This window comes from Rosistilla carotiformis, assembly GCF_007753095.1.
In the GTDB taxonomy this organism is placed as follows: Bacteria; Planctomycetota; Planctomycetia; order Pirellulales; family Pirellulaceae; genus Rosistilla; species Rosistilla carotiformis.
This window is the reverse complement of record NZ_CP036348.1, coordinates 5,538,152-5,559,771: the sequence shown is the minus strand read 5'-3', so window position 1 is coordinate 5,559,771 and position 21,620 is coordinate 5,538,152. Positions and strand designations below refer to the sequence as shown.

Here is a 21,620-nt window from a genome sequence, read left to right as displayed (position 1 = left end):
TCCCAAAGCCTTCGCGCCAGTTGCCCCCAATATCCAGAACGTTGCGTTGGTCACCATTTTCGTGACGTGTCGTTCCGATACGAGTCCAATCAAGCCCGCGGCCAAGGATTCGCCACTTTCAATTCTCCATTGGGGAAGTTCTACCTTCCGTTGGATCGCTGAAATCAGCGTGTCTTTCAGGGAGAATCGCTATGGAAACAGGGCAGACACGCGATACCGCGAATGTCTGCCCTCGCGGAACCTTACTTACCGAAGCAACGGCTTATGGGTAAGTCAGGTCGATCGTGTTACTGCCTGGCACGACTTCGACCGTCTTCTGCACCTTAAGATATTCCGCTGGAATACCTGAGGTATCCTCAAGCACCGCGGTTGTCGCACTTTCGGTCTCCTCAACCACTCCGCCCCCTCCGCTGATTGAAGCATTGTGAGATCCGATCAACGCCCCCATGCTGGAAGGGCTAAACATGAGTTCATAATTTCCTGATGCATCCGTTGTTCCGCTAGATCCGCGGCCACCGTCTGCAGGCAGAAAGCTAACCACGACGCCTTCTGCTGGTTTTCCGTCGATCGTAACGGTTCCAGTAACCTCTCCTACTGGTGGACCGCTCGGACCGCAGCCGACGACGAGAAAAAGGAAGCTACATGGGACAAGTGCTAATAGGGATCGATACATATTCGGTTTTACTGCGTGTTCTTGGAAACGAGTTTTGGAAAAGAAAGCGAGCGACACCCTGACTTGGATGTCGCTCTTTCTGTGTTTAAAGCTTCCGGGGGGGGACCCTCCGAGCCTAGAAGGAACCGACCGACTGGCCATCTTCGCGCGAGCCCAGGCGTTCCATCGTACTGTCAACCGCATCGGTGCCACCATTGTGAACAGGGCTGTGATCGATGGTCTCCGAGATAAAACGCACACTTGCATCCCCAAGCACAAACATAATCCCGCCGGGGTGAGGACCTGCGAATCCATGGATGCAGGTATTCGCATCAGTGGAGTTAATAGCGCTTGTTAACGTTCCCAAAGACCTTCGAATCGACAGCTGTTCGTTCGAAATTTCGTTTCCGATCGCAACACCCGCTCTACAGATGGTTGGGGTTCCCGATGGATTGGTGTACTGGTAAACCCTTTCACCTACCAACAGGGTATTGCTTGTACCGTCCAGAATGTCGCGAAATCTTATCGAACGGTCCCTCATGAAACAGCCATTTGGCTTGTCACCGTTACCCGGTCCAGCGCCCCACTGATTGGTCACGCCGGTATCCGGACCAGTCAACCGCCCTCCAGAGTGCCATCGCTGAGTCGTGTTCAAAGCAATGTAGTTAGATTTGGCAACATCTTGCCAAGCATCGGCCGAGTCACGAAGTTGATCATCGGTCTTGTGAACCTCGGGGCCAGAATCCGAAGGGCAGATGAAAGTATCGATTGGCGTGGCAAGCAATGCGGTTCGGTCGGATGGACCTCCGGGAGTTAACGCAGCGGAAAGGCTGATTGTGCCAACCTGCAATTGGTCGTGCATTGGAGCTTGCTCGATGAAGGGAAGGATAAATGCCCCCCAAGCCCATTGTGAATACTCCCCTGAAACGGGGCCATTCGTTGTGGCTTTGTTGTTGATGTAACCAGGTGGCAAACCTTGAAACGTGTCGTGGTAATTATGCATCGCCAAGCCAATGTTCTTCAAATTATTTGAACAGCTCATGCGGCGTGCCGCCTCGCGGGCAGCTTGAACAGCGGGCAGTAGTAGTCCCACCAGAATCCCGATAATTGCGATGACGACCAGTAGTTCAACTAGCGTGAATCCCGGTTTGGCACGCATCTTATTCTTCCGAAAAAACACTGATTGCATCTAACTTCTCCGATTGGATGAACGGTGAGCGAATGGAACGTATTCGCACGTAATTATATGACAACGCGGAATTGCGCCGCATTGGTGCCCCAATTGTAGAGCTCCATCGTGGCACAATTCAACGTCATCCTCGAACTTTAAGTGTTATTCATGGAAAAAGGCGACCCGTGACCTGCCGCACAATCGGCGCAGCACCCCTGTCTTCTTGGGGGGGTGGCTAGGTTGAAGCTCGCAACCGGCAAGCTCCCCTCAATTTTGTCGAAAGCTGTGTCACGGCCTCTCCCACCTTTGCATGAACCGTCGGTCGATAGCGTCATTACACGCGGCAGCTGGCATGTGCCCCCGAAAGAAAAAATGTTGATATGCGTCCGGCGTTCTGTGATAATCGCAGCCCCACCCACTCGACGCCCCCCCACCGCACCGATCGAGGCTGTCAAATTGTTTCGAATCCTTCCTTTGCTCTGCTTCAGCCTATCCGCTGTCATCGATCTGCAGGTCGCGGTTGCCCAGCCAGAGATCTCGGCGCAGGAACGAAGGTTTTTCGAGAACAAGATCCGGCCTGTTTTGGTCGAGCATTGTTACGGTTGCCACAGCGCCGACGCCGACGAAATTGGCGGCAAGCTGTTGCTCGATAGTCAGGCGGCGATGATGAAAGGAGGAGAATCGGGACCAGCCCTGGTTGCCAGCGATCCCGATAACAGCCTGATCATTCAAGCATTGCGATACGACGAGGGCGCATCGGCGATGCCTCCCGATGAGCCGCTGCCCGAGACGGTCGTCGGTGATTTCGTTCGTTGGGTTTCCCGTGGCGCAGCCGATCCGCGGACCGAAACGACGACACATCCCGCCGATGACGATTTGGATCGCGAATCGCTGTGGTCTTTTCAACCACGCCGCTCGCCCTCACCGCCGCAGATTGCCGACGCCTCGTTGGCTCTCGATCCATTGGACCATTTTGTCGGTGCGCGGCTGGAATCCGAAGGGCTGCAACCGACGACAGATGCTCCACCCGAAACTCTCGTTCGGCGTCTGTATGTCGACTTGATTGGATTGCCACCAACCAACGATCAGACCGCTGCCTTTATCGCCGATTGCGAGCACGATCGCAGCGGTGCGATTCGTCGTCTGGTCGATCAATTGCTCTCCTCGCCACAGTTCGGGATTCGTTGGGGACGCCATTGGTTGGACGTCGCGCGTTATGGAGAATCCAACGGCAACGATGGACTGGGACGCAACGCGAGCATGCCCAATGCGTGGCGTTACCGCGACTATGTCATCGACGCAATGAACCGCGATACGCCCTACGACCGCTTCTTGACCGAACAGATCGCCGGGGATCTATTGCCCGCAGAGACAGCCGACCAACGAAATCGGAATCTCATCGCGACCGGCTTCCTCGCCATCGGTTCGAAACCAGCCGTCGCGATGAATAAGAATTTTGCGATGGATATCGTCGACGATCAGATCAACGCGGTCTGCACGGCGGCGATTGGATTGAGTGTCGCATGTGCGCGTTGCCACGATCACAAACACGATCCGATCCCCACCCGCGATTACTATGCCTTGGCGGGAATCTTCTCCAGCACCGAAACACTCTATGGCTTGGCGGGGAAGGAATCGCTGACCGCTCCGCCAACTCCACTCCATCCGCTTCGTGACCAATGGGTGCCGGAGAGCGAAGATCGGGACGCCCGCAGCCAATCGCCAATTTTCCCCGGCAGCTATCCTCAAGCGATCGAGAGCCTCGATCCGTTGCTCTACAGCTCTTTGGAATCGGTTCCGGAGGAATTGAAACCCGAAGATGTTAAAGGCTTCTCAGCGAAGAACTTTGCCACGCTCAATGGGAGTCGTTTGGTTGGGAAACTGCCTGCCCCAGACGTCTCCTACAGCATCGCGTTTTGGTTCAAAAACGAGTCCCCAAACGGCAGTCATCCGATCACGGCGTATCTGTTTTCCCGTGGCACGCTGACCGACAAAAACGTCCCTGGCGATCATCTGGGAATTGGCGGCACCCACAATAAGTCGCGAACGGGCAAGTTGTTCGTTTTCAATGGGAACGCCGGGAAGAAAAGTGTTGCCGGATCGACGGTGATTCAGCCGCAAACATGGAACCATATTGCGATGGTCCGCCAAGACAAGAAGGTCCAAGTCTTCCTCAATGGAGGATTGGAAATCGAGACAACGATGCCGGCAACGTTTGGCGATTCGCTTGATTTCTGCTTCGGAGCTCGCAGCGAAAAAGCATTTCCGCTGTACGGTAACCTGGCGCATGTGGCACTGTTTCAACGAGCTCTCTCAACCAAAGAAGCGAAGGATTTGTACCGCACAGCGGACCAACCCGAACCGCCACGAACCTTAGGTTGGGCGATGGGCGTGCGCGAACGCAAACCGGAAAAAATCGTCGACAGCAAAGTCCATATCGATGGGCAGACGGGCAAATACGGTCCACAGGTCCCTCGAGGCACTCTGACCGCTTATCGCCAATTTGTCGACGCGGATGAAACGACCGTTGGACTCAGTGCCAACATCGCAGAGGAATTGCAGATCGCTCCGGAGCGCAGCGGACGACTGGAGCTGGCGCGATGGCTGACCGATCCCTCCCATCCCCAAACCGCTCGCGTGATGGTGAATCGGATCTGGCTGCATTTGATGGGGCGTGGGATTGTGTCGACGCCCGACGATTTTGGTGTTTATGGCGGCCGACCCTCGCACCCCGAATTACTCGATCACCTGGCGAATCGATTCGTCGATTCCGGTTGGTCGATCAAGCAACTGATCCGATCAATCGTCCTCAGCCGGACCTACCAATTGGACAGTGACTGCGAACCATCGCTGGCCACCGCGGATCCCGAGAACCTTCTGTACGGGCGACACCTGTCGCGGCGACTCGATGCCGAATCGATCCGAGACAGTTTGCTTCTAGCCAACGGAGAACTCGATTTTGCACCAGGGCAAGGTTCCGCGATCGAGGAGACGGTTGCGTTGATCAATTGGCCGCTGGGCGCATCATCGAACCTCCATCGCCCCAGCAATCATCGCAGCGTCTATCTGTGCATGTTGCGACACGCGCCCCCCGCAGAACTGTCCGCCTTCGATCTGCCCGACGGGATTGGCGTGATGGGCCAGCGGAACGTGACGACGTTACCGACACAGTCGTTGTTCTTCATGAACAGCCCGTTTGTCGTGGCTCAGTCCGAACGACTTGCCGAACGATTGATGGCCAGTGGCGGAGACGACGATTCCAAAATCCGGCTGCTATTCCAGACCACCCTCCAACGCCCACCTTCCCCGCTTGAATTGAAACAAGCGGTGGCGTTGGTGCTGCAAACCGAGACCTCGTTCCCATCGGAAATCGATTTGCCGCAGCGACAGCAGAAGGCATGGGCCAGTCTCTGCCAAGCCTTGTTTACCTCCAACGAGTTTCGCTATGTCGACTAACAACAACTCCGTTGCCATCGCTACGCGGCGGCAGATGCTGCAAACCACATCCTTCGGCTTTGGGTATCTGGCGTTGCAATCGCTGTGCCAGCAAGCCGTCGCTGCAGCTCCGCCAGCATCCGCCACAGCTGGCATCACCCCCAACGTCCCTCGGGCTCGTCGCGTGATCTTTTTGTGCATGAGCGGCGGACCGGCGCAGATGGATACATTCGACTACAAACCGCAAACCGGGAAGAAGAAACACGCCGGGTCGGTCTTCGATTTCAGCCAGCATGGCGAAAATGGAATCTGGGTCTCGGAGCTGTTGCCAGAAACGGCCCGGCATATCGACCGGATGTGTATCATCAACGGGATGCATGCCGATACGGGAAACCATGCCCAATCGTTTCTGCAACTGCACACCGGCGAACGGCTCCGCAAACGTCCCAGCATGGGATCTTGGATCTCTTACGGTTTGGGAACCGAAAACGAAAATCTGCCAGGCTTCATCAGCCTCAACGCATCGAAGCCCTCGGTCTATTCCAGCAGCTTCCTGCCGACCGAGTTCGAAGGGACGCCGATCGGCACCAATGGCGAGGACATGTCCCAAGCGACGATCCGCGATATCGCCAGCCAGCACCTGCCCCACTCGGCCCGGCGTCAACAGATCGATTTTGTCCAAGCGATGAACGGTCAGCATGCCACCGGGCGCGTCGATCAGTCCAATCTGAACGGCGTGATCGAATCGATGGAACTCGCGTTCCGTATGCAAAGTAGCGCTCCCGATCTGTTGGACCTGTCCAACGAAACCGAAGCGACGCTACAGCGTTACCGCGTTGGCAAAAAGTTGTCGGTCGGCACCTGTCGTCCCACCGACTTCGGGCGGCAGTGCCTGTTGGCCCGCCGCTTTGCCGAAGCGGGAGTGCGATTCATCGAGGTCAATCACGGCGGCTGGGATCAACATAAGAATCATCGACGCGACCTGAAAGCCAATTGTGAAACTATCGACGCGCCGATCGCCGCGTTGTTGGAAGATCTCGCCGCCCGGGGCCTGCTGGAAGACACGCTGTTGGTTTGGGGAGGTGAATTTGGCCGGCCCGGACTGGTGCCCGAAAACGGCAAAGACGAAACCGGTCACAATCATCGTGGGTTCACATTTTGGTTGGCCGGCGGTGGCGTCAAGGCTGGTTATGTCCACGGCCGAACCGACGACACCGGTTCCCGAGCTGTGGAAGGGAAGGTTCACTTCCGCGACCTACACGCAACGATCCTGCACGCGTTGGGGCTCGATGCCAACAACATGACCTATCAACACGCCGGCCGCGCCCACCGACTGACCGGCCCCGAAGGTGGCCAAGTCATCCACGATCTGTTTGCTTGAAACGCGATGGCGTTCTGAACGCCAAACTTCCGGAGTTTGCCTCAGACGAGCGCCCGGTCCGTCGAAGCATAGCCACAAGGCCCGGGCCCACTTTTATCGATCGACAACGGTATCATAATCCCTCCGCGTCTCACGGCGACCGATCGAGGGTCCGCTGCAACGCCGACTTCAGCGCGGGATCGTCGAGCTTCGTTAGGGCTGCTTGCAGAACGCTGTGCGTGGTGGAAGGCTGAAATACGGAGTGGGTCATATCTTTGTCAGTGGGAGCGCCCAAGGCGTAACGACCGATGAGCCGTCCATTCTCACTAAAGGTGAAACCACAGGGTGCAGGACGCGTCGGGCAGAGGACATCGAACAACTCCGGTCCGTTCCTGTTGCTGCCATAGATTGCGCTTCCAACACTCCGTACCGTTTGCGATTGCCAATCGATCGGCGACGCAAAGTTCGCGATCGGATGGCGCGAGCGATCGACCGTGAAACAGCCCGACAAGACTGGCTGGAAGAGCTGTGGCCGATAGTCGACGGGAGCCAATTGAACAGCGACCAAGCCGCGAGCACCGCGAATGTGATAGATCGCAGAGCCGGTGTCATAGGCGTCCAACGGCTCGGTCACCGACTTCGGGTAATCCGTCGATTCCAACGTGATCTCTCGCGTTTGACCGTCACCCAATGTGAGCGTCGCGCTGACCGCCGGCTTCGCCTTGTTGTCCGCATGCCCGATCAATTTCACAGGACCGATCTGCATGACATCCAGCGGCAACTGCTTCGGCTTCCCCGATGCATCTCGCACCCTTGCCACACATGCATATCCCTTTTCGATGTACCCTGCGATACTGTCCGGTCCAAGCAGCAACGCCTGATCTTGGTGGACAGCAACAACGGCAGTCGTCAGTGAATAGATTCCACCCTGTTGGCTGCCGATGTTGTCTTTTCCTGGATTGATATAGCAGTCGATCCGCACCAACGACGCCGGATCAACTCCTGTACTGTGCGGCGTGAGCCAAGTTTTCGCTAGCCCGACGAAGTCCGCAAGCCGCTTCTGTGTGAGCAAACCCGTTCGCGCACCAATCAACTGGCGATCCTTCATCAATACAAAATGTGTCGCTGGTGGCGCAGTAACCTTCCGCCACTTCCGCTGCGGGAGTTCGACAAACACCACCGATGCGGCTTTGGTCACCGATTTCGCGACGGGCAACATTTGAGCGCTGATGTCGGAATCGTTGCTGAACATCACCAGCGCCGTGCCGACCTCGGGCAGCAATTCCAGGAAGTCGTTCCAGTCTGGGAGTTTCTCCTCGGCAACAATCTGCGTTTTCTCTTCAGCCAGATGCCGTTTCGTTTCCCATTTGTCCGACAGCGTCGAAGTTTTGTCGGGCTGCACGCGACTGCATTCCAACAGCGTGACACGTTTGCCGGGGACAAATGTTTGAGGCCGAAAGTCTTTGTCGGCGATGGCAGAGCCGGAGTTCGCCATGCAGATTCTCAGGCTGGATTCGTCGACCTGTAGGAGACCGTGTTGCGTCTCTGCATCCCCGTTGGGATCAACAACAAGTTCCACCTGCCAAACGGGACTTGCATCGTTCTTTATGCGAATTTGAATCGGACTGCCTACCTCCTCCGATCTCGAGACGCAACGCAATATTTGTCCATCGATCACCAGCTCAAGTTGAGGTTCGGTATCCGCCTGGTCTTCACCGGCAATGTTATGAACATCGACCTGCCACCGTCCTTGAAGCATCTGTAGCGACTGCTGATTGCTTTCCGCAGGCGGGGCCGAAGCATACGGCATCGATGGTAATCCGTTGCCGTTTGCCTGGGGCCTCGATGGCAGGACACTTGGACTGTTGCTGGGTGCGATCGCGGCTGATTCCGAAGGTTGGAGCGTTGTTGCGCCCGCGAACTCCATCAGCTCATCGTCGGATCCACGTTGCGAAATCTTCCAACGCCCATTCTCTACGTGCAGTTCAACCGATTTCGTTTTGCAAACCGTTTGATCGATGGGCAAGGCTTGCTGAGTTGCTGTCGCACGAATTCCGTCGATCACAATCTTCCAATCGGAGGCAACCGATTGCTGGGTATCATCTCCCTTGACCTCCATTGCACCCGCTACATCGACCATCGCACTTGCGGCGTCGAGCATCGTTGCACAGAACGATCGCGGATCGGTCAGCATTCCACTGGACTGACGCAGCACCTGAGCATACTCACCGGGTGCGAATTGAGGTGGCTTTACGGGGGTTCCATCCGGCCCAGTCGCCCCCAATTGAAAAAAGACCGGAGGCAGCATACTGGCTAACTTTCCCATTGCGGCAACCGATTCGGATGTTGGGTTGGAACGCATGAAGCGGTTGCAATTTTCGACGATCGATTTGATCTGCAGCGTCTCCTCGGGCGACTGGCCCGTGGCTTCCATCAAGCCCAGCATGTTGCCCATCATTGTCATCGATTGCAGCAGCATTCCTGCCAGCAATTCCGCTCCCTCATCCGACAACAGGCTGACGTAGGCTTCGTAATTCTTCTCCTTTGAAAAACGCTCCATGGATTCAAGCACAGCCTGGGGAGTCCTGAATTGCTCGGGAACGTCCAGGAACATTTTGACGCGTTGTGCGACGATACCTTCTGAATTCGATTGCCGCATTTTGATCTGGACGCGGCTTGCAGCAATCTTCGCCTCAGCTTCGGCCAGTTGCGCTTTGTGCAGTTTCTGTTGCAGATCAAACGATTCCTGAACCGCGTCGATCAATTGCTGCGTGAGTGCTTCGTATTCCGCAAGCTGTGTATCATCGGCCTGTCGTGCCACCACCAACTGTCCGGCAATTTGATTTGCCAGCGCGTTGGAGGCAGCAACTTGCGTTTGCAAAGCACCTATGGATCCAGGCTGCTTCGAGTCCTGAGGCGAATCCGATTGGGCAAAACAAACTGTTGCACCGATCCATATCAGCAGAGAGGTTAATGTGATGTTTCGCATGTTCTACTCGTCCGTTTGATGGCTGAAGGTCGGTTCCATCGACTCGATGCGATCGGAGAGATCGTTCACTTGCATGAGAATCGCACTGGGCGCAAGATCAATTGGAAGTTCCCAGTCGACTTTGGTATCGATGATCGGCGAAGGCTGAATCGAAGAGTCATCGCCAGCGACATTTCCAGATTCATCCGGCGACTCGCCAGCTTGTGCGGCGTTGCCCCATGGTTCGTGCAGCAACCATGTATCGCCGAATCGCTTGAGTCCCATGCGGGTATTGTCTTCGATGTTCACCGACCAGACGGAATCGCCTTCGTATTCGATGCGATACCGTCGCTTTTTCGGCGGAGTCTTGCTTTGCTCGTCTTCTTTTGCCTGGGACCACAGTGCAAAGTCTTTCACAAATTGGCGCGGGTTCCTTAACATCGTGGGTGATGTTGCGATCAGCGTCACCTGGTCGTTGGTTAACGCATCACGCTTCACGGGATCATCGTCGCTGTAGTATGACGCAGCAGCTTGTGACAACGCTGCCGATGCGATCGCAGGCGGATTATCAATCGTTGCTGCCTGCAACATCGCCTGCAATTCGTCCATCAATTGTTGCTGCTTCGGGTCGCGATTGAGAAGCTTTCCCTCCGGTTCGCCCGGAAAAATATCACCTCGCAACATCATCGCTGTCATCAGATAGGAGGCGGCTAATCCATTGATCACTTCGTCGGAATAGCAGTCGATGCAGCCCACCGAATCGCCGTGCAACTGACAGTCCGCAAAGCGTTGCATCAGAACTTCAGGCGTAGCAAACTTTGGACGTTCCATCGCGATTGAACCGTCGGGCTCGGCTTCACCCTCTTTTGTTTCGTCAGCTCGAGACATGTCGTTTGCCGGAGACGGGAAGCTCTTCGGTGGTACACCGTCCGTCGCGCGATCCCATTGGGCTGAAGCACTGCTTATCGAATCGTAGTCATCAAAAATGACCCCACGTAGGTTATCGGATGTCTCGGTTCGGTGGATCTTGACAATTTCCTGAACGCCACGTTTCAGAGACACCGTCTCCCTGTCAATCTGAATCATCGGGAAGTCGCCATCCAGCTGAATCACGTACTCGCCCGCCGCGATGCGAGTCGAAGTACCCGACCGGGAAACCGTCAACGATTCGACGATCTTGTCGCCCCGCATGACCTGAATCGGCACGTCGTCCGCATTCGATTCGATCGTCAGCGTCCCCTTGTTCATTTCCAGTACGATGAGCACGCCGGCAATGACCAACGAAAATGCGGCGAATCCGATGAAGGCCAGTTTGCTCGGCGGAATTCTGCCCTTGCCGCAGTTATGCGTTGACGGGCGCCGTCGTGAAAACTGCGCTACAGTTTTCGGAAGCGGTGTTGTCGTAGGATGCTGAACATGGGCAAGACAGTCTTCGAGCAACCCTGCAACTTCAGCGGCGGAATCGAATCGATCTTCGCGCGACTTCGAAAGCAGCTTCAACACAAACTGATCCAACCACTCGGGAATGTTGAAATTGAGTTCACGAATGGGGCGCGCGGTATCGTCGGTAATCCGGCGGAGGACCGCGTAGCTGGTTTCTGCGCGAAACGGCGGATGCCCGGTGCAGAGTGCGTAGAGCACACAACCGAGACTGAACAAGTCGCTGCGACCATCGATCGCTTCGCCTCGCACTTGTTCGGGAGACATATAGTGCGGCGTGCCAGGATGAAAACCGCTGCGTGTCAAACAGGCATCGTCCTCGGCGCGGGCCAAACCAAAATCGGTCAACAGCGCTCGATCAACTCCTTCGTCGAGCAGGATGTTGGATGGTTTTACATCGCGATGAATCAAACCTTGAGCATGCGCGGCGGCGAGCCCCTTGGCGGTCTGCATACCGATGCGGAGAACTTCGCAAACGTCCAGCGGGCCGTCGCGATCGAGTCGTTGTTGCAGTGAACCGCCCGCGATGTACTTCATCACGAGAAATGGCGGCTGTTGGGGAGTATCACCCGATTCAACATTATGAATCGCAACGACATGCTCATCCACGACCGCTGCCGCCGCACGCGATTCGCGAGCGAAGCGTTTCCTCGCCGATCCATTTTCCGCCAGATAAGGAGCCAGTAACTTGACCGCCACCGGGCGATTCAATTCGGTATCGTAAGCTTTGAAGACAACGCCCATCCCGCCGCTGCCAATCAAGCGTTCCACGTCGTAGCGGCCAATACGACCCAGCATTTCGGGATGCGATGGAGGCGAAAGGAGCGTCTTGAGCATCGATTCGTTCCAGGCGATCGGGCTGCGATCCCAAGGCATTCCAACTTGGACCATGTCGGCGCAATCATCGCTGTCCGCGAGAACCTCGCGAGCCTCCTGCCACAATCCCGCTCCGGCTGCTGTCTGTTCCAGACGCACCTGACAGGCCGGACAGGTTTCGACGTGCTGTAGCGCCGCCAGGTATTCTCGACTGGATTCATGACCTTTAATAAGGCACTCCAATCCAGCATCGCTGCACTGGTTTTCACTCAGCACCATTGCGTCACCTCGTGTTGTTTAACGACTTCTTTCAGTCGACTCATGACCCGCGATCGGCCGACATAGATGGTGCCAACGCTGACTTCCAGTCGCCGCGCCGTCTCTGCGACCGAGATGCCTTCAACCTGAGTCATCCAAAACGCTGCCCACGTCGTTTCCGCCACCTGACACTTGACTTGTGCCGCGGCCCAACGAAAGACCTCTCGGCGATACTCTTGATCAAACTGGCTTGAGACTTCCGATGTCGGTGCCGGAACCTCGGCCAACATCGCTGCTGCGTCTTCGTCACCTGTCGCCAATGTCCGCGTACCCCGACGCGTTAAATAATTTACGGCTGCATTGCGAGCGATCGTCAGCAGCCAGGCTCGAAACCCGCCGCGATCGGTTCGATCGAGCCACTGGGAGACCGACCGCGCGATCGCAGAGAAGACCTCCTGCACCAAGTCATCCGCGTCGGCCGGTTGCATTCCTTGGGCGAAGGCTAATCGCCGGATCAGCGGAGTGTAGATTGCAACCACTTCATCCCAAGCCGCCACGTCCGCCGCATCGGGCAGACGCAGGATCAAGCTTGCGCGCGTTTCGGGTGGACTCGAATGCATGCAAAGTGACTCGCGAACTTTGGACTTTGTGCCAACCATTTAAAGCTGTTGTGGACCTCTCAACAGGTAGACACTGCCGATCGAAGAATCTTGCACGTTCGGCGCAAATTATCGCAACACGCGGTGTTGCGACGCGGCGAGTCTCTGTCTCAAACGGGCCTGTCACAGGAAATCGTAACACATCGCATGCAGATGGGATTCACGCTGCCCGCCTCTCGCGGAAACGCCGCGTTAACCACAACGAAGTCTGAAATCGCGTCCCGCTTCGATCTCACATCGACTTCGTTTGGCGGGCATCGACGTTTTTGAGTAAACTGCTTGCCAACCGAGAGAGGCGGAAGCGTGTACGGCGGAGTCACAATTTCTGTGTTGCGCAATCGTGGAACGACGCGAACATGGTGAGTTGCTTGGTGGGCTGTTGCCAGCAACGTCTGCGTGTGGCTGCCACTTTTGTTTGCGTCGCCTTCGGTGTTTGGTAGAGCATCTTTAAAGAGGACATCAAATCATGAAGCGTCGCACCTTCGTTGGACTCGGTACTGCGGCAGCGGGTCTACCGCTAATCAACGCAAGCGAAACGCGCGCTGCACAGCCCGAGGGCAAAAGCACTCGAGGCTCGTTCTCGGTCGACGGCAACTTGGTTCGCTTCTACTCAGCCGACATCCGCAAGCCGCTTCGCGTCCTTGTCGCTGCCGACACGCATCTGTTTTTGGACGACGAGCGAGGGAAACCGTTCCACGAATTCAGCGGCCGGATGGCTGGGGCTTACAACAGAACGCGGCATTTCAAAACCGGTGAAGCAACCAACCCACAAAACAGCTTCACTCAGATTATCGAACGCGCACAGGAGCGGAACGTCGACCTACTGGCATTGGTAGGCGACATCTTCAGCTTCCCATCCGAAGCAGCCATCGAATGGGTTGCAGATCAACTCGCCGCGTCAAAGCTCCGCTATTATTACGTCGCCGGGAATCACGACTGGCACTACGAAGGCATGCCGGGATCAATCGATGAACTGCGTGCGACATGGATTGAGAAGCGATTGAAACCGCTCTACCAAGGAAACAATCCGTTGATGTCGGCTTACGATATCGGCGACGTCCGTTTTTTGGCGATCGACAATTCGACTTACGAGATTCTTCCGGAGCAGTTGGATTTCTTCCGCGCGCAGGCCGAAACCGGCAAACCATTGGTTCTAACGGTTCACATTCCGATGTTTGCCCCCGGTCGCCCGGTCGGATTTGGCTGTGGACATCCGGAATGGGGAGCCCAAACGGATCGAAATCACAAAATCGAACGGCGGCCTCCGTGGCCAACGACGGGCCACACCCAAGCGACACTCGATTTCCACCGAGACGTCTTCGCGACACCCAATCTACTTGGGATCTTCGCGGGTCACACCCATCGCAGTTCGGTGGATGTCATCAACGGCATCCCGCAATTTGTCACCGATGACAATGCGAGTGGAGCTTTTATGGACGTCGAACTACTGCCTGCGTGAACCGCTGGCAGCCGGCAAGTAGAGAGTGCCGGCAAAAGACCACAATGAAAACGCTTGTCGAGCGTGCAGCCAGTCGCGAGCAGCGAACTAGGCATCGGGAGTCTCAAGGTTTGCGCAAGCCATTCTTCAAGCTTCCGCCAACCGCCCAATAACGCTTGGGTCTGCTGGCTGTGGAATGAGGTCGGCCCCGAAGGCGCTGAGATATCAGCCGCCTATTTGCCCATTGGTGTTCCACCACATGCCCGTGGGATTAACCTGCCATGCGGCCGATGCGATTTCCCTTGGGAACCGACATCTCTTGTTGGCTTGGTTGGTACCGGTACTGCATCACGTAAGCATCTTCGCTTGTGTCGTCGTAGAAATCGCGAAGCACCGAAACCGCCTTGAAGCCGCTGTTACGGAAGAACAGTTGGGCGTCGAGGTTCGTTTCACGAACTTCCAGCATGATTCGGTTGCGGCGATCGTGCGAAAGTTTGCCAACCAATTTGCTGATCATCGCTTGACCGACGCCACGATGGCGGATGTCGGGATTGACGGCAAAATTGAGGATGTGCAAACGGTTCTTATGCAGTTCATAAATCATGAAGCCGACCACGCGGTCTTCTTCTTCGGCCACCATGCCGATGCAATTGCGCTGACGCAGGCAGCGGATAAACTCATCTTCCGACCATGGGAACTCGAAGCTCGCCGCTTCGATGTCGAGCACCGACGGCATATCGCGACGAATCATCCAACGAATATGTACCGTTGTGGCTGAACTCTGTGAGTGTTCCATTACCGACTCCTTCCTCGGGCGGAGGCTATGACGCCTTAGTATAAATCAACGTAAGACGCGAATCGTTCGACGTCTCAAGTCCCATCCGTTGACCGGGGGAGGTTATCAGAAGGCCGCGAGAACGCCAAGAGAAATCGGACCAGATTTTACGTCGAGATTTCCACGCAAATTGTTCATTTTTACTTGTGAAATCAACGAAATTGATGTTGCGTTGAAAGCCGCTTTCGGCGTCCACACACGCTGGCAATTGCTCCGTCGCTTCCCTCCGCCGGCCCCACGCTCTCAGCGATCGGCCGTCGGCTGAACGTCGTTCACATCGGCGGTGTCTTCGGTGCTTGGCACCGGCCGCGGCCCGCGCTCAAGGCTCGACAGAATCAATCCAGCGACTAATAAGACGGCGCCAAGCACTCGCACGCCACTGGCAGAACGTTGGGTGAAGCCCGCCAATCCAAAATGGTCCAACGCCAGCGAAGCCATCGCTTGACCGGTTACGATCAACGCAATCCATTGTAAAGCACCGATCCGGGGCGCGAAGATCATCGACACCGTGACCAGGAACGCACCGATCGATCCGCCAAACCAAGCCCACCAAGGGATCGAAGCGACCGATTCGGTGAACCGTGGCGGGAAGCGGCCGCTGCAAATCGCAATCGCCACCAGCACCAGCAGTCCCGATCCAAAGGAGACGATCGCCGCGTGCAGCGGATGCGCCATCTTCCGCGACAAGGTCGAATTGACGCCCGGCTGGGCTGCCAGCCCCGCGCCGCCGATCAACGCCGTACACACGATCATCAAATACATCCAACGCGACAAGGAAGACTCCACGGTTTTTGCAGACGCGCCCCACCCTACGACGGAACCGTCCGCCGACCCGTCGGGGCTGCTCCATCATCGATCAGCCGTTGGCGATGGTCAACGTGCCCTGATCGGCGTAGGAGGGAGCGCGGATCCGACCTGGGAAAAACAGGCATCGGACGGTGCAAGAATCAATCTGGCTTGACCTTGTCGACGCAGCGGGGGTAATGTGCCGCTGGAAACTAGCATTTTGTCTTGCTATCTCGGCTGCGTTTTGATCTCCAGGGTAAGGATGCCCGCAATGATAAATACCTGCATCGCCCGTTTCACTCGACTGGGGCAACCCGCGCTAGCGGGATTGCTGATCGTCGCTAGTAGCGGCTGTCTGAGCCCGTGGATGGGGAGCAAGGACGAAAAAAACGAAAACGAAGTTGCTGCGGTCGAAGAACTTTTTCAAAGCGAAAACCGCCCCAAACTGGTTCGCGACGCCACCGTTTCGATGGGCATGAACCCTGTCAAATTGGAAGCGATCGGAATCGTCAATGGATTGGCGGGAACCGGCGGAATCCCCGAGCCCTCGCCACAGCGGGACTCGTTGCTGGCCGAATTGAAGACCCGCAATGTCAACGATCCCAATCAGTTTTTGGATTCGAATCAATCGGCGATGGTTTCGGTCGAAGCCTTTTTGCCTGCCGGGGTCCAGAAAGACGACCCGATCGATCTTTATGTCCGGATCAGCACGCGTTCGAACGCCACAAGTCTGCGCGGTGGTTGGTTGATGCCGGCCCGATTGCAAGAGGTTCGGTTGCTGAACAATCAATTGCGAACCAGCGACATGTTGGCCCTGGGAACGGGACCCATCTTGATCCGCAGTGCGTATGAAGCGGGTGACGAAAAGGCCTTGATCCGCGAAGGGGTGATCCCTTCGGGAGGCCGCAGTGCCAAGGCCCGCAGCATCGGTCTGATCATTCGTCCGGCGTATCAACACGCGTTCATCTCTGCTCAAATCGCAAACGATATCAACCGCCGGTTCTTCTTCTTTGATGGGACCAGCCGACGTGGGATCGCCAACGCCAAAGAAGACGACTTTATCGAACTGTCGATTCATCCGACGTACCACCGCAACATCCCACGGTTGATGTCGGTCGTTCAATCGGTAGCGATCAAAGATTCGATCGATGAACGTCATGTGCGTATCAAGGAACTTGCCGCCCGCTTGACCGAACCTTCGACGGCCGCCGCCGCGGCGTTGCAATTAGAGGCGATCGGCGATGAAGGGGCGGTGCCGTTGAAGGTTGCCGCTACGGTCGCGAATCCAGAGATCCGGTTCTACGCGGCCGAATCGCTCGCTTACATGGATGAGGTCGAGGCGATCGATCCGTTGGTGGAGCTGGTTCGATCGGAGCCGGCGTTCCGGCATCGCGCGCTGTTGGCGTTGAGTATCTTGGAACATCGCTTGGCCGCCGAAGGGCTGCGTGAATTGATGGACGAGAGCAGCGTGGAGACGCGATATGGTGCGTTTCGCAATCTGCGGGAACGACCCGATCGCGAACTGTTGGTTCCGGGAACCCAAATGCCCGAGGGATATTCGTTCTTTCACGTCGCTTCCAAAGCGGATCCGTTGGTCGTCGTCAGCACGCTACGCTTTGCCGAAGTGGTGGTCTTTGGAGGACCGGTTCCGATCCGCCCGCCAAAATACCTGATGGCCGGTTCGGGAATCATGGTCCGCGGGGACGACGCGGGCAAGCTGCGGATCAGTCGATTTCAGCCGGGCAAACCGGACACGCGAAGTATCGCCCAGCCTACCGTGGCAGGGCTAATCAAGGGAATCTCCGACGTTGGAGGCAACTACAGCGACGTGGTCGAAGTGCTACGGTTGGCCAAACAACAGGGAGATTTAGAGGCTCGGTTTGCCATCGATCCGCTGCCCAAGACCGTTCGCACCTACCATCGCGAATCGGAATCCGAGGACGAGGAAGCGAGCTACGAAGAGCTCGGGCCAAGCAACATCGATCCTCCCGTTGGCAGTGGTAAAAAGGATTCTTGGTGGAAGTTTTAATTCGGGCGGGAGCCGGAAAACGTGAGAAATCGGGTGAGAAATCGCTATTTGAGGCCGACAGAAACCACCCCGCGCTAACATAATAATGAACTGAGAGGTGCCTTCCCCCTTTCCGCCTAACGTGTCAACGATACCCTTCGCATGCTCAAAGCCCTTGAACTGGCAGGCTTCAAAAGCTTTGCCGACCGAACTCGATTCGATTTCCCCGACGGCATTACTGTCGTCGTGGGTCCGAACGGTTCTGGCAAGTCGAACATCGTCGACGGCATCAAATGGGTGCTCGGTTCGCAGTCGGCCAAGAGCCTCCGCGGCAAGGACATGTCCGATGTGATCTTTAAAGGATCGCAAAGTCGCAAGGCGGCCGCTTCGGCCGAAGCGACGATCGTGTTCGACAACTCGGCGGGAACGCTGCCCGTCGACGCTCCCGAAGTACACGTCACCCGCCGCGTCTTCCGCAGCGGCGAAGGGGAGTATCTGATCAATGGCGAACCGTGCCGATTGAAGGATGTGAAGAACTTGGTTCGTGGTACCGGGATCGGTATCGATGCCTATAGCTTGATCGAACAGGGCAAAGTCGATCGGATGCTCAACGCCAGCGCCAAGGATCGTCGCGCGATCTTTGAAGAAGCCGCCGGCATCAGCCGCTTTAAAGCCAAGAAAGTGGAAGCCGCGCGACGGTTGGCGCGAGTGGATCAAAACCTGGTCCGCTTGGGCGACATCGTCGACGAAGTTGCCGCGCGACTTAAGAACATCAAGAGTCAGGCGACCAAAGCCGAACGGTACCGGATCCAAAGCACGCGGTTAAAAGAGCTGCGGATGCAGGTCGCGTGGACCGATTGGCAAGAATTTTCGCAGTGCTTGGAACAGACCGATTCGGAATTGGCCGAAGCCGAAGCGGCTCGCGAAGCGGTGCAGGCGGAATTGGCTCAGGTGACCGAGTCGCGTCAAGAATTGGAGATGAGTGTCCAGTCGGTGGCGATCAAGGCGCAAGCGGTCGAGGCCAGTCGCACCGACGCGTCGCGGCGGATCGCGTCTTTGGTCGGTCGTCGCGATGCCGACACCACCGCGCGGGAAGACATCGAACAGTCCTCGGCATCCCAGCGACGGCGATTGCAAGTATTGCAAGCGCAAGCGGGAACGGCGACGGCCGAATTGCGGCGTTTAGAGACGCGGCTCGCCGATGCGATTGAAATGGGTGCCCAAGCCAAGGCCATCGCCGACGCTGCCGAAGCGGAGAACACACGGGTCGGCAAGCATGTCGACGCGGTTCGCCGCAGCAGCTTGGAAGCGGAACAACAGCATCTGGCAGCGTTACGCCAGGCGAGCGAATTCGATGGCCAGATGCAGCGGCTGAACCAACAGATCTCCGAAGCCCAACGCAGCGAGAAGGTGCTCGAACAACGCATCGCCGCGCAGCAAGCGGTGGTGAATCGGTTGACCGATGATGCCCAGCGGTGCCAAAAAGTGGTCGCCGATCTCGATACGCAAATCGATGCGTTTGCGGTTCAGATCGACACGATGGAAAACGAATTGGCCGACCGCCGCCGCGTGCTCAATCGCCGACGCGAAGAGATCGCGGCGCTGCAGAGCCGATTGCACGGGGTCAGCGAGCGGTTGAACGTGCTGGAAGATTTGCAGCAACGACACGAAGGGGTCGAGAATGGCGTCCGCGATGTCTTGGAAGCCGCCGCCCGCGACGACTCGGGACCGCTAGCCAGCTGTCGCGGGATCGTCGCCGATCTGTTCGAAGCTGACGTGCATGTCGCCCCCCTGATCGATGTCGCGTTGGGAGGCAAGTCGCAGTTTTTGGTCGTCAGTGGCGACGAGATTCAGCGGGCCGTTGCTTCGGGATCCGTCAAACTCAGCGGACGGGTGGGGCTGATTCGGATGGACGAATTGCCGAGCGTTCGGCCCGGCGAACGGATCCGTCTGGATGGACTCAGCGGGATCATCGGCCGCGCCGATCGGATGGTCAAGGCGAGCGAAGCGATCGAACCGTTGGTCCGGCATCTGTTGTGTACGACGTGGTTGGTCGAATCGTTGGAGGTTGCCTTGGGTCTGAGCCGGCTGAGCGGAGCGGGCTTGCGGTTTGTCACTCGCAATTGTGAACTGTTGGAACGCGACGGCAGCGTCGTGATCGGACCGGCACGAGCGGCCGCTGGTTTGGTCAGCCGGCGCAGCGAACTCGCCTCGGCCCGCAAAGAACAACAGACCTACCGCTACCAATTGGAAGAATCGGACAAGGAGGCTTCGCGTTTGGCCGCCAATGTCGAACAACGCGACGCTGAACTGCATCAGATCATCACGCGGCATCGCGAAGCGGTGACGCAGCGCGCCGCCTCGGGAGCGACATTGGCCGCAGCGACCGACGCGTTGGACGCTCAGGTCCATGCGCTGCGGTCGTTGACCGAGGAAGCCGAATCGATCCATCGCACGCACAATCAAAGCCAGGTCGAATTGGTGGAAGTGCGGCAGGCATTGGCCGGATGTCGTCAGCGTGCCGAACGTTACGAAAGCCAGCAAGAAGAATACAAGCAGACGCTGCAGTTGGCTCAGGACGAAGAACGTCAGGCCTCCGACGCGTTGATGAAAGCGAATGTCGAATTGGCTCGCAGCGAACAACGTAGCGAAGCCTTGGAAACCGCGATCGAACAGGTCCGTCGCGATCAAGGGGAACGCCGCGAAGCGGTCGATGAAGTCCGTCATCGACTGAATACCGAATTGCAACGTTTGATCGATCTCGATCGCCGGATGCTCGATGCGTCCTCGGAATTGAACGAACTGTATCTGTCCGAAGAAGCCGACGGCGTGGCGCTGAAGGCGTTGGCGGCGGAGGTCAGCGCGGTGCGGAGCAGCATGGCGGCCAAGCAAAAAGAGATCGACTCGGTTCAAAAACGTGCCCAGAAGGCGGCCGAACATGTCCACGCGATCCAACGCCGTCGCGATACGGCCGATGTTCAGCGGGCCAATTTGGCGCAGCGATTGATCGACGACTACGAGGTCAATCTTGCGGAGGAATCGATTCCCGACGACTTCGAACCGCCAGAAGATCGCCAAGCGGTGGAAAAAGAGATCGCGGATTTGAGGCAGCAGGTGCAGAAGTCGGGATCGGTCAACATGGAAGCGCTTGAAGAGCTCGAAGAGCTGCAAGAACGCTACGATATGCTGCACGGTCAATACCAAGACCTAACCGCCGCCAAGGCGTCGCTGGAACGGATCGTGAACAAGATCAACGCCGATTCCCGTCGTTTGTTCTTGGACACGTTGGAAGCGATCCGCACGAACTTTCAAACGCTCTATCGTCGCTCGTTTGGTGGCGGTAGCGCCGACCTGATCCTCGAGGAAGGGGCCGATCCGTTGGAAGCCGGCGTCGAGATCATCGCCACGCCCCCCGGCAAGCCGACGTTCAGCAACACGCTCCTCTCCGGTGGTGAAAAAGCGCTCACGGCCGTTGCGCTGTTGATGTCGATCTTCAAATATCGTCCCAGCCCGTTCTGCGTGTTGGACGAGGTCGACGCGCCGTTTGACGAAGCGAACATCGGCCGTTTTGTCAGCGTGTTGCAAGAGTTTCTCGAGCACAGCAAGTTTGTCGTCGTCACCCACTCCAAAAAGACGATGACCGCCGCGCATACCTTGTACGGTGTCACGATGCAGGAATCGGGCGTCTCGACGCGCGTCTCGGTGCGATTTGAGGACGTCAGCGAGGATGGGCACATCAGCGAGGATGCGGTCAAGCGATCCAAGAACGATGAAGCGGCGTAGCGCGGCCGCAC

12 protein-coding genes are annotated in these 21,620 nt (G+C 56.9%); 5 read left to right on the top strand and 7 right to left on the bottom strand.

All coding sequences use genetic code 11. The features are described 5' to 3' along the window. Positions 1–262: 262 nt before the first annotated feature. The gene (locus Poly24_RS20100) at positions 263–466 is read right to left on the bottom strand and encodes a hypothetical protein (protein WP_145099731.1); all 204 of its coding nucleotides are present in this window, start codon (positions 464–466) and stop codon (positions 263–265) included. A gap of 322 nt (positions 467–788) precedes the next feature. Further along, complete coding sequence (locus tag Poly24_RS20095) at positions 789–1,811, bottom strand: DUF1559 domain-containing protein (RefSeq protein ID WP_145099728.1); 1,023 nt, start codon at positions 1,809–1,811, stop codon at positions 789–791. 468 nt (positions 1,812–2,279) lie between these two features. On the opposite strand from Poly24_RS20095, the gene Poly24_RS20090 reads away from it, so the two are divergent. Together Poly24_RS20090 and Poly24_RS20085 are read left to right on the top strand one after the other, a co-directional pair. Next, positions 2,280–5,279: a DUF1553 domain-containing protein gene (locus Poly24_RS20090; protein ID WP_231753244.1), complete on the top strand. Its 3,000-nt coding sequence runs from the start codon at positions 2,280–2,282 to the stop codon at positions 5,277–5,279. Beyond that, on the top strand, positions 5,269–6,639 hold the full coding sequence (locus Poly24_RS20085) for a DUF1501 domain-containing protein (protein WP_145099722.1): 1,371 nt from the start codon (positions 5,269–5,271) through the stop codon (positions 6,637–6,639). Before Poly24_RS20090 ends, Poly24_RS20085 begins: the two co-directional genes overlap by 11 nt. A 130-nt stretch (positions 6,640–6,769) precedes the next feature. On the opposite strand, the gene Poly24_RS20080 is transcribed toward Poly24_RS20085, so the two are convergent. From Poly24_RS20080 to Poly24_RS20070, 3 genes are all read right to left on the bottom strand, one after another. Continuing rightward, on the bottom strand, positions 6,770–9,499 hold the full coding sequence (locus tag Poly24_RS20080) for a hypothetical protein (RefSeq protein WP_145099719.1): 2,730 nt from the start codon (positions 9,497–9,499) through the stop codon (positions 6,770–6,772). A 111-nt stretch (positions 9,500–9,610) separates the two neighbouring features. Continuing rightward, positions 9,611–12,121, bottom strand: a complete 2,511-nt coding sequence (locus Poly24_RS20075; RefSeq protein WP_145099716.1) for a serine/threonine-protein kinase — start codon at positions 12,119–12,121, stop codon at positions 9,611–9,613. Further along, a complete protein-coding gene (locus Poly24_RS20070; protein ID WP_197452045.1) occupies positions 12,112–12,720 on the bottom strand; it encodes an RNA polymerase sigma factor in 609 nt (202 codons plus the stop codon). The genes Poly24_RS20075 and Poly24_RS20070 overlap by 10 nt, the downstream gene beginning before the upstream one ends. Positions 12,721–13,225: 505 nt before the next feature. On the opposite strand from Poly24_RS20070, the gene Poly24_RS20065 reads away from it, so the two are divergent. After that, the gene (locus tag Poly24_RS20065) at positions 13,226–14,218 is read left to right on the top strand and encodes a metallophosphoesterase family protein (RefSeq protein ID WP_145099710.1); all 993 of its coding nucleotides are present in this window, start codon (positions 13,226–13,228) and stop codon (positions 14,216–14,218) included. 250 nt (positions 14,219–14,468) lie between these two features. Here Poly24_RS20065 and rimI read toward each other — a convergent pair whose 3' ends face one another. Then, positions 14,469–14,993, bottom strand: a complete 525-nt coding sequence (gene rimI / locus Poly24_RS20060; RefSeq protein WP_145099707.1) for a ribosomal protein S18-alanine N-acetyltransferase — start codon at positions 14,991–14,993, stop codon at positions 14,469–14,471. Positions 14,994–15,275: 282 nt separating this feature from the next. After that, positions 15,276–15,806 carry a DMT family transporter gene (locus Poly24_RS20055; protein ID WP_231753243.1) on the bottom strand — a complete coding sequence of 177 codons (531 nt, stop codon included), beginning with the start codon at positions 15,804–15,806 and terminating at the stop codon, positions 15,276–15,278. Between the two features lie 283 nt (positions 15,807–16,089). Here Poly24_RS20055 and Poly24_RS20050 point away from each other — a divergent pair, with 283 nt between their 5' ends. Together Poly24_RS20050 and smc are read left to right on the top strand one after the other, a co-directional pair. After that, positions 16,090–17,847 (top strand): flagellar basal body P-ring protein FlgI, encoded by a 1,758-nt coding sequence (locus Poly24_RS20050; RefSeq protein ID WP_197452043.1) that lies wholly within the window; start codon positions 16,090–16,092, stop codon positions 17,845–17,847. Between the two features lie 141 nt (positions 17,848–17,988). Next, positions 17,989–21,609: a chromosome segregation protein SMC gene (smc, locus tag Poly24_RS20045; RefSeq protein WP_145099700.1), complete on the top strand. Its 3,621-nt coding sequence runs from the start codon at positions 17,989–17,991 to the stop codon at positions 21,607–21,609. The last annotated feature ends 11 nt before the right edge of the window (positions 21,610–21,620 follow it).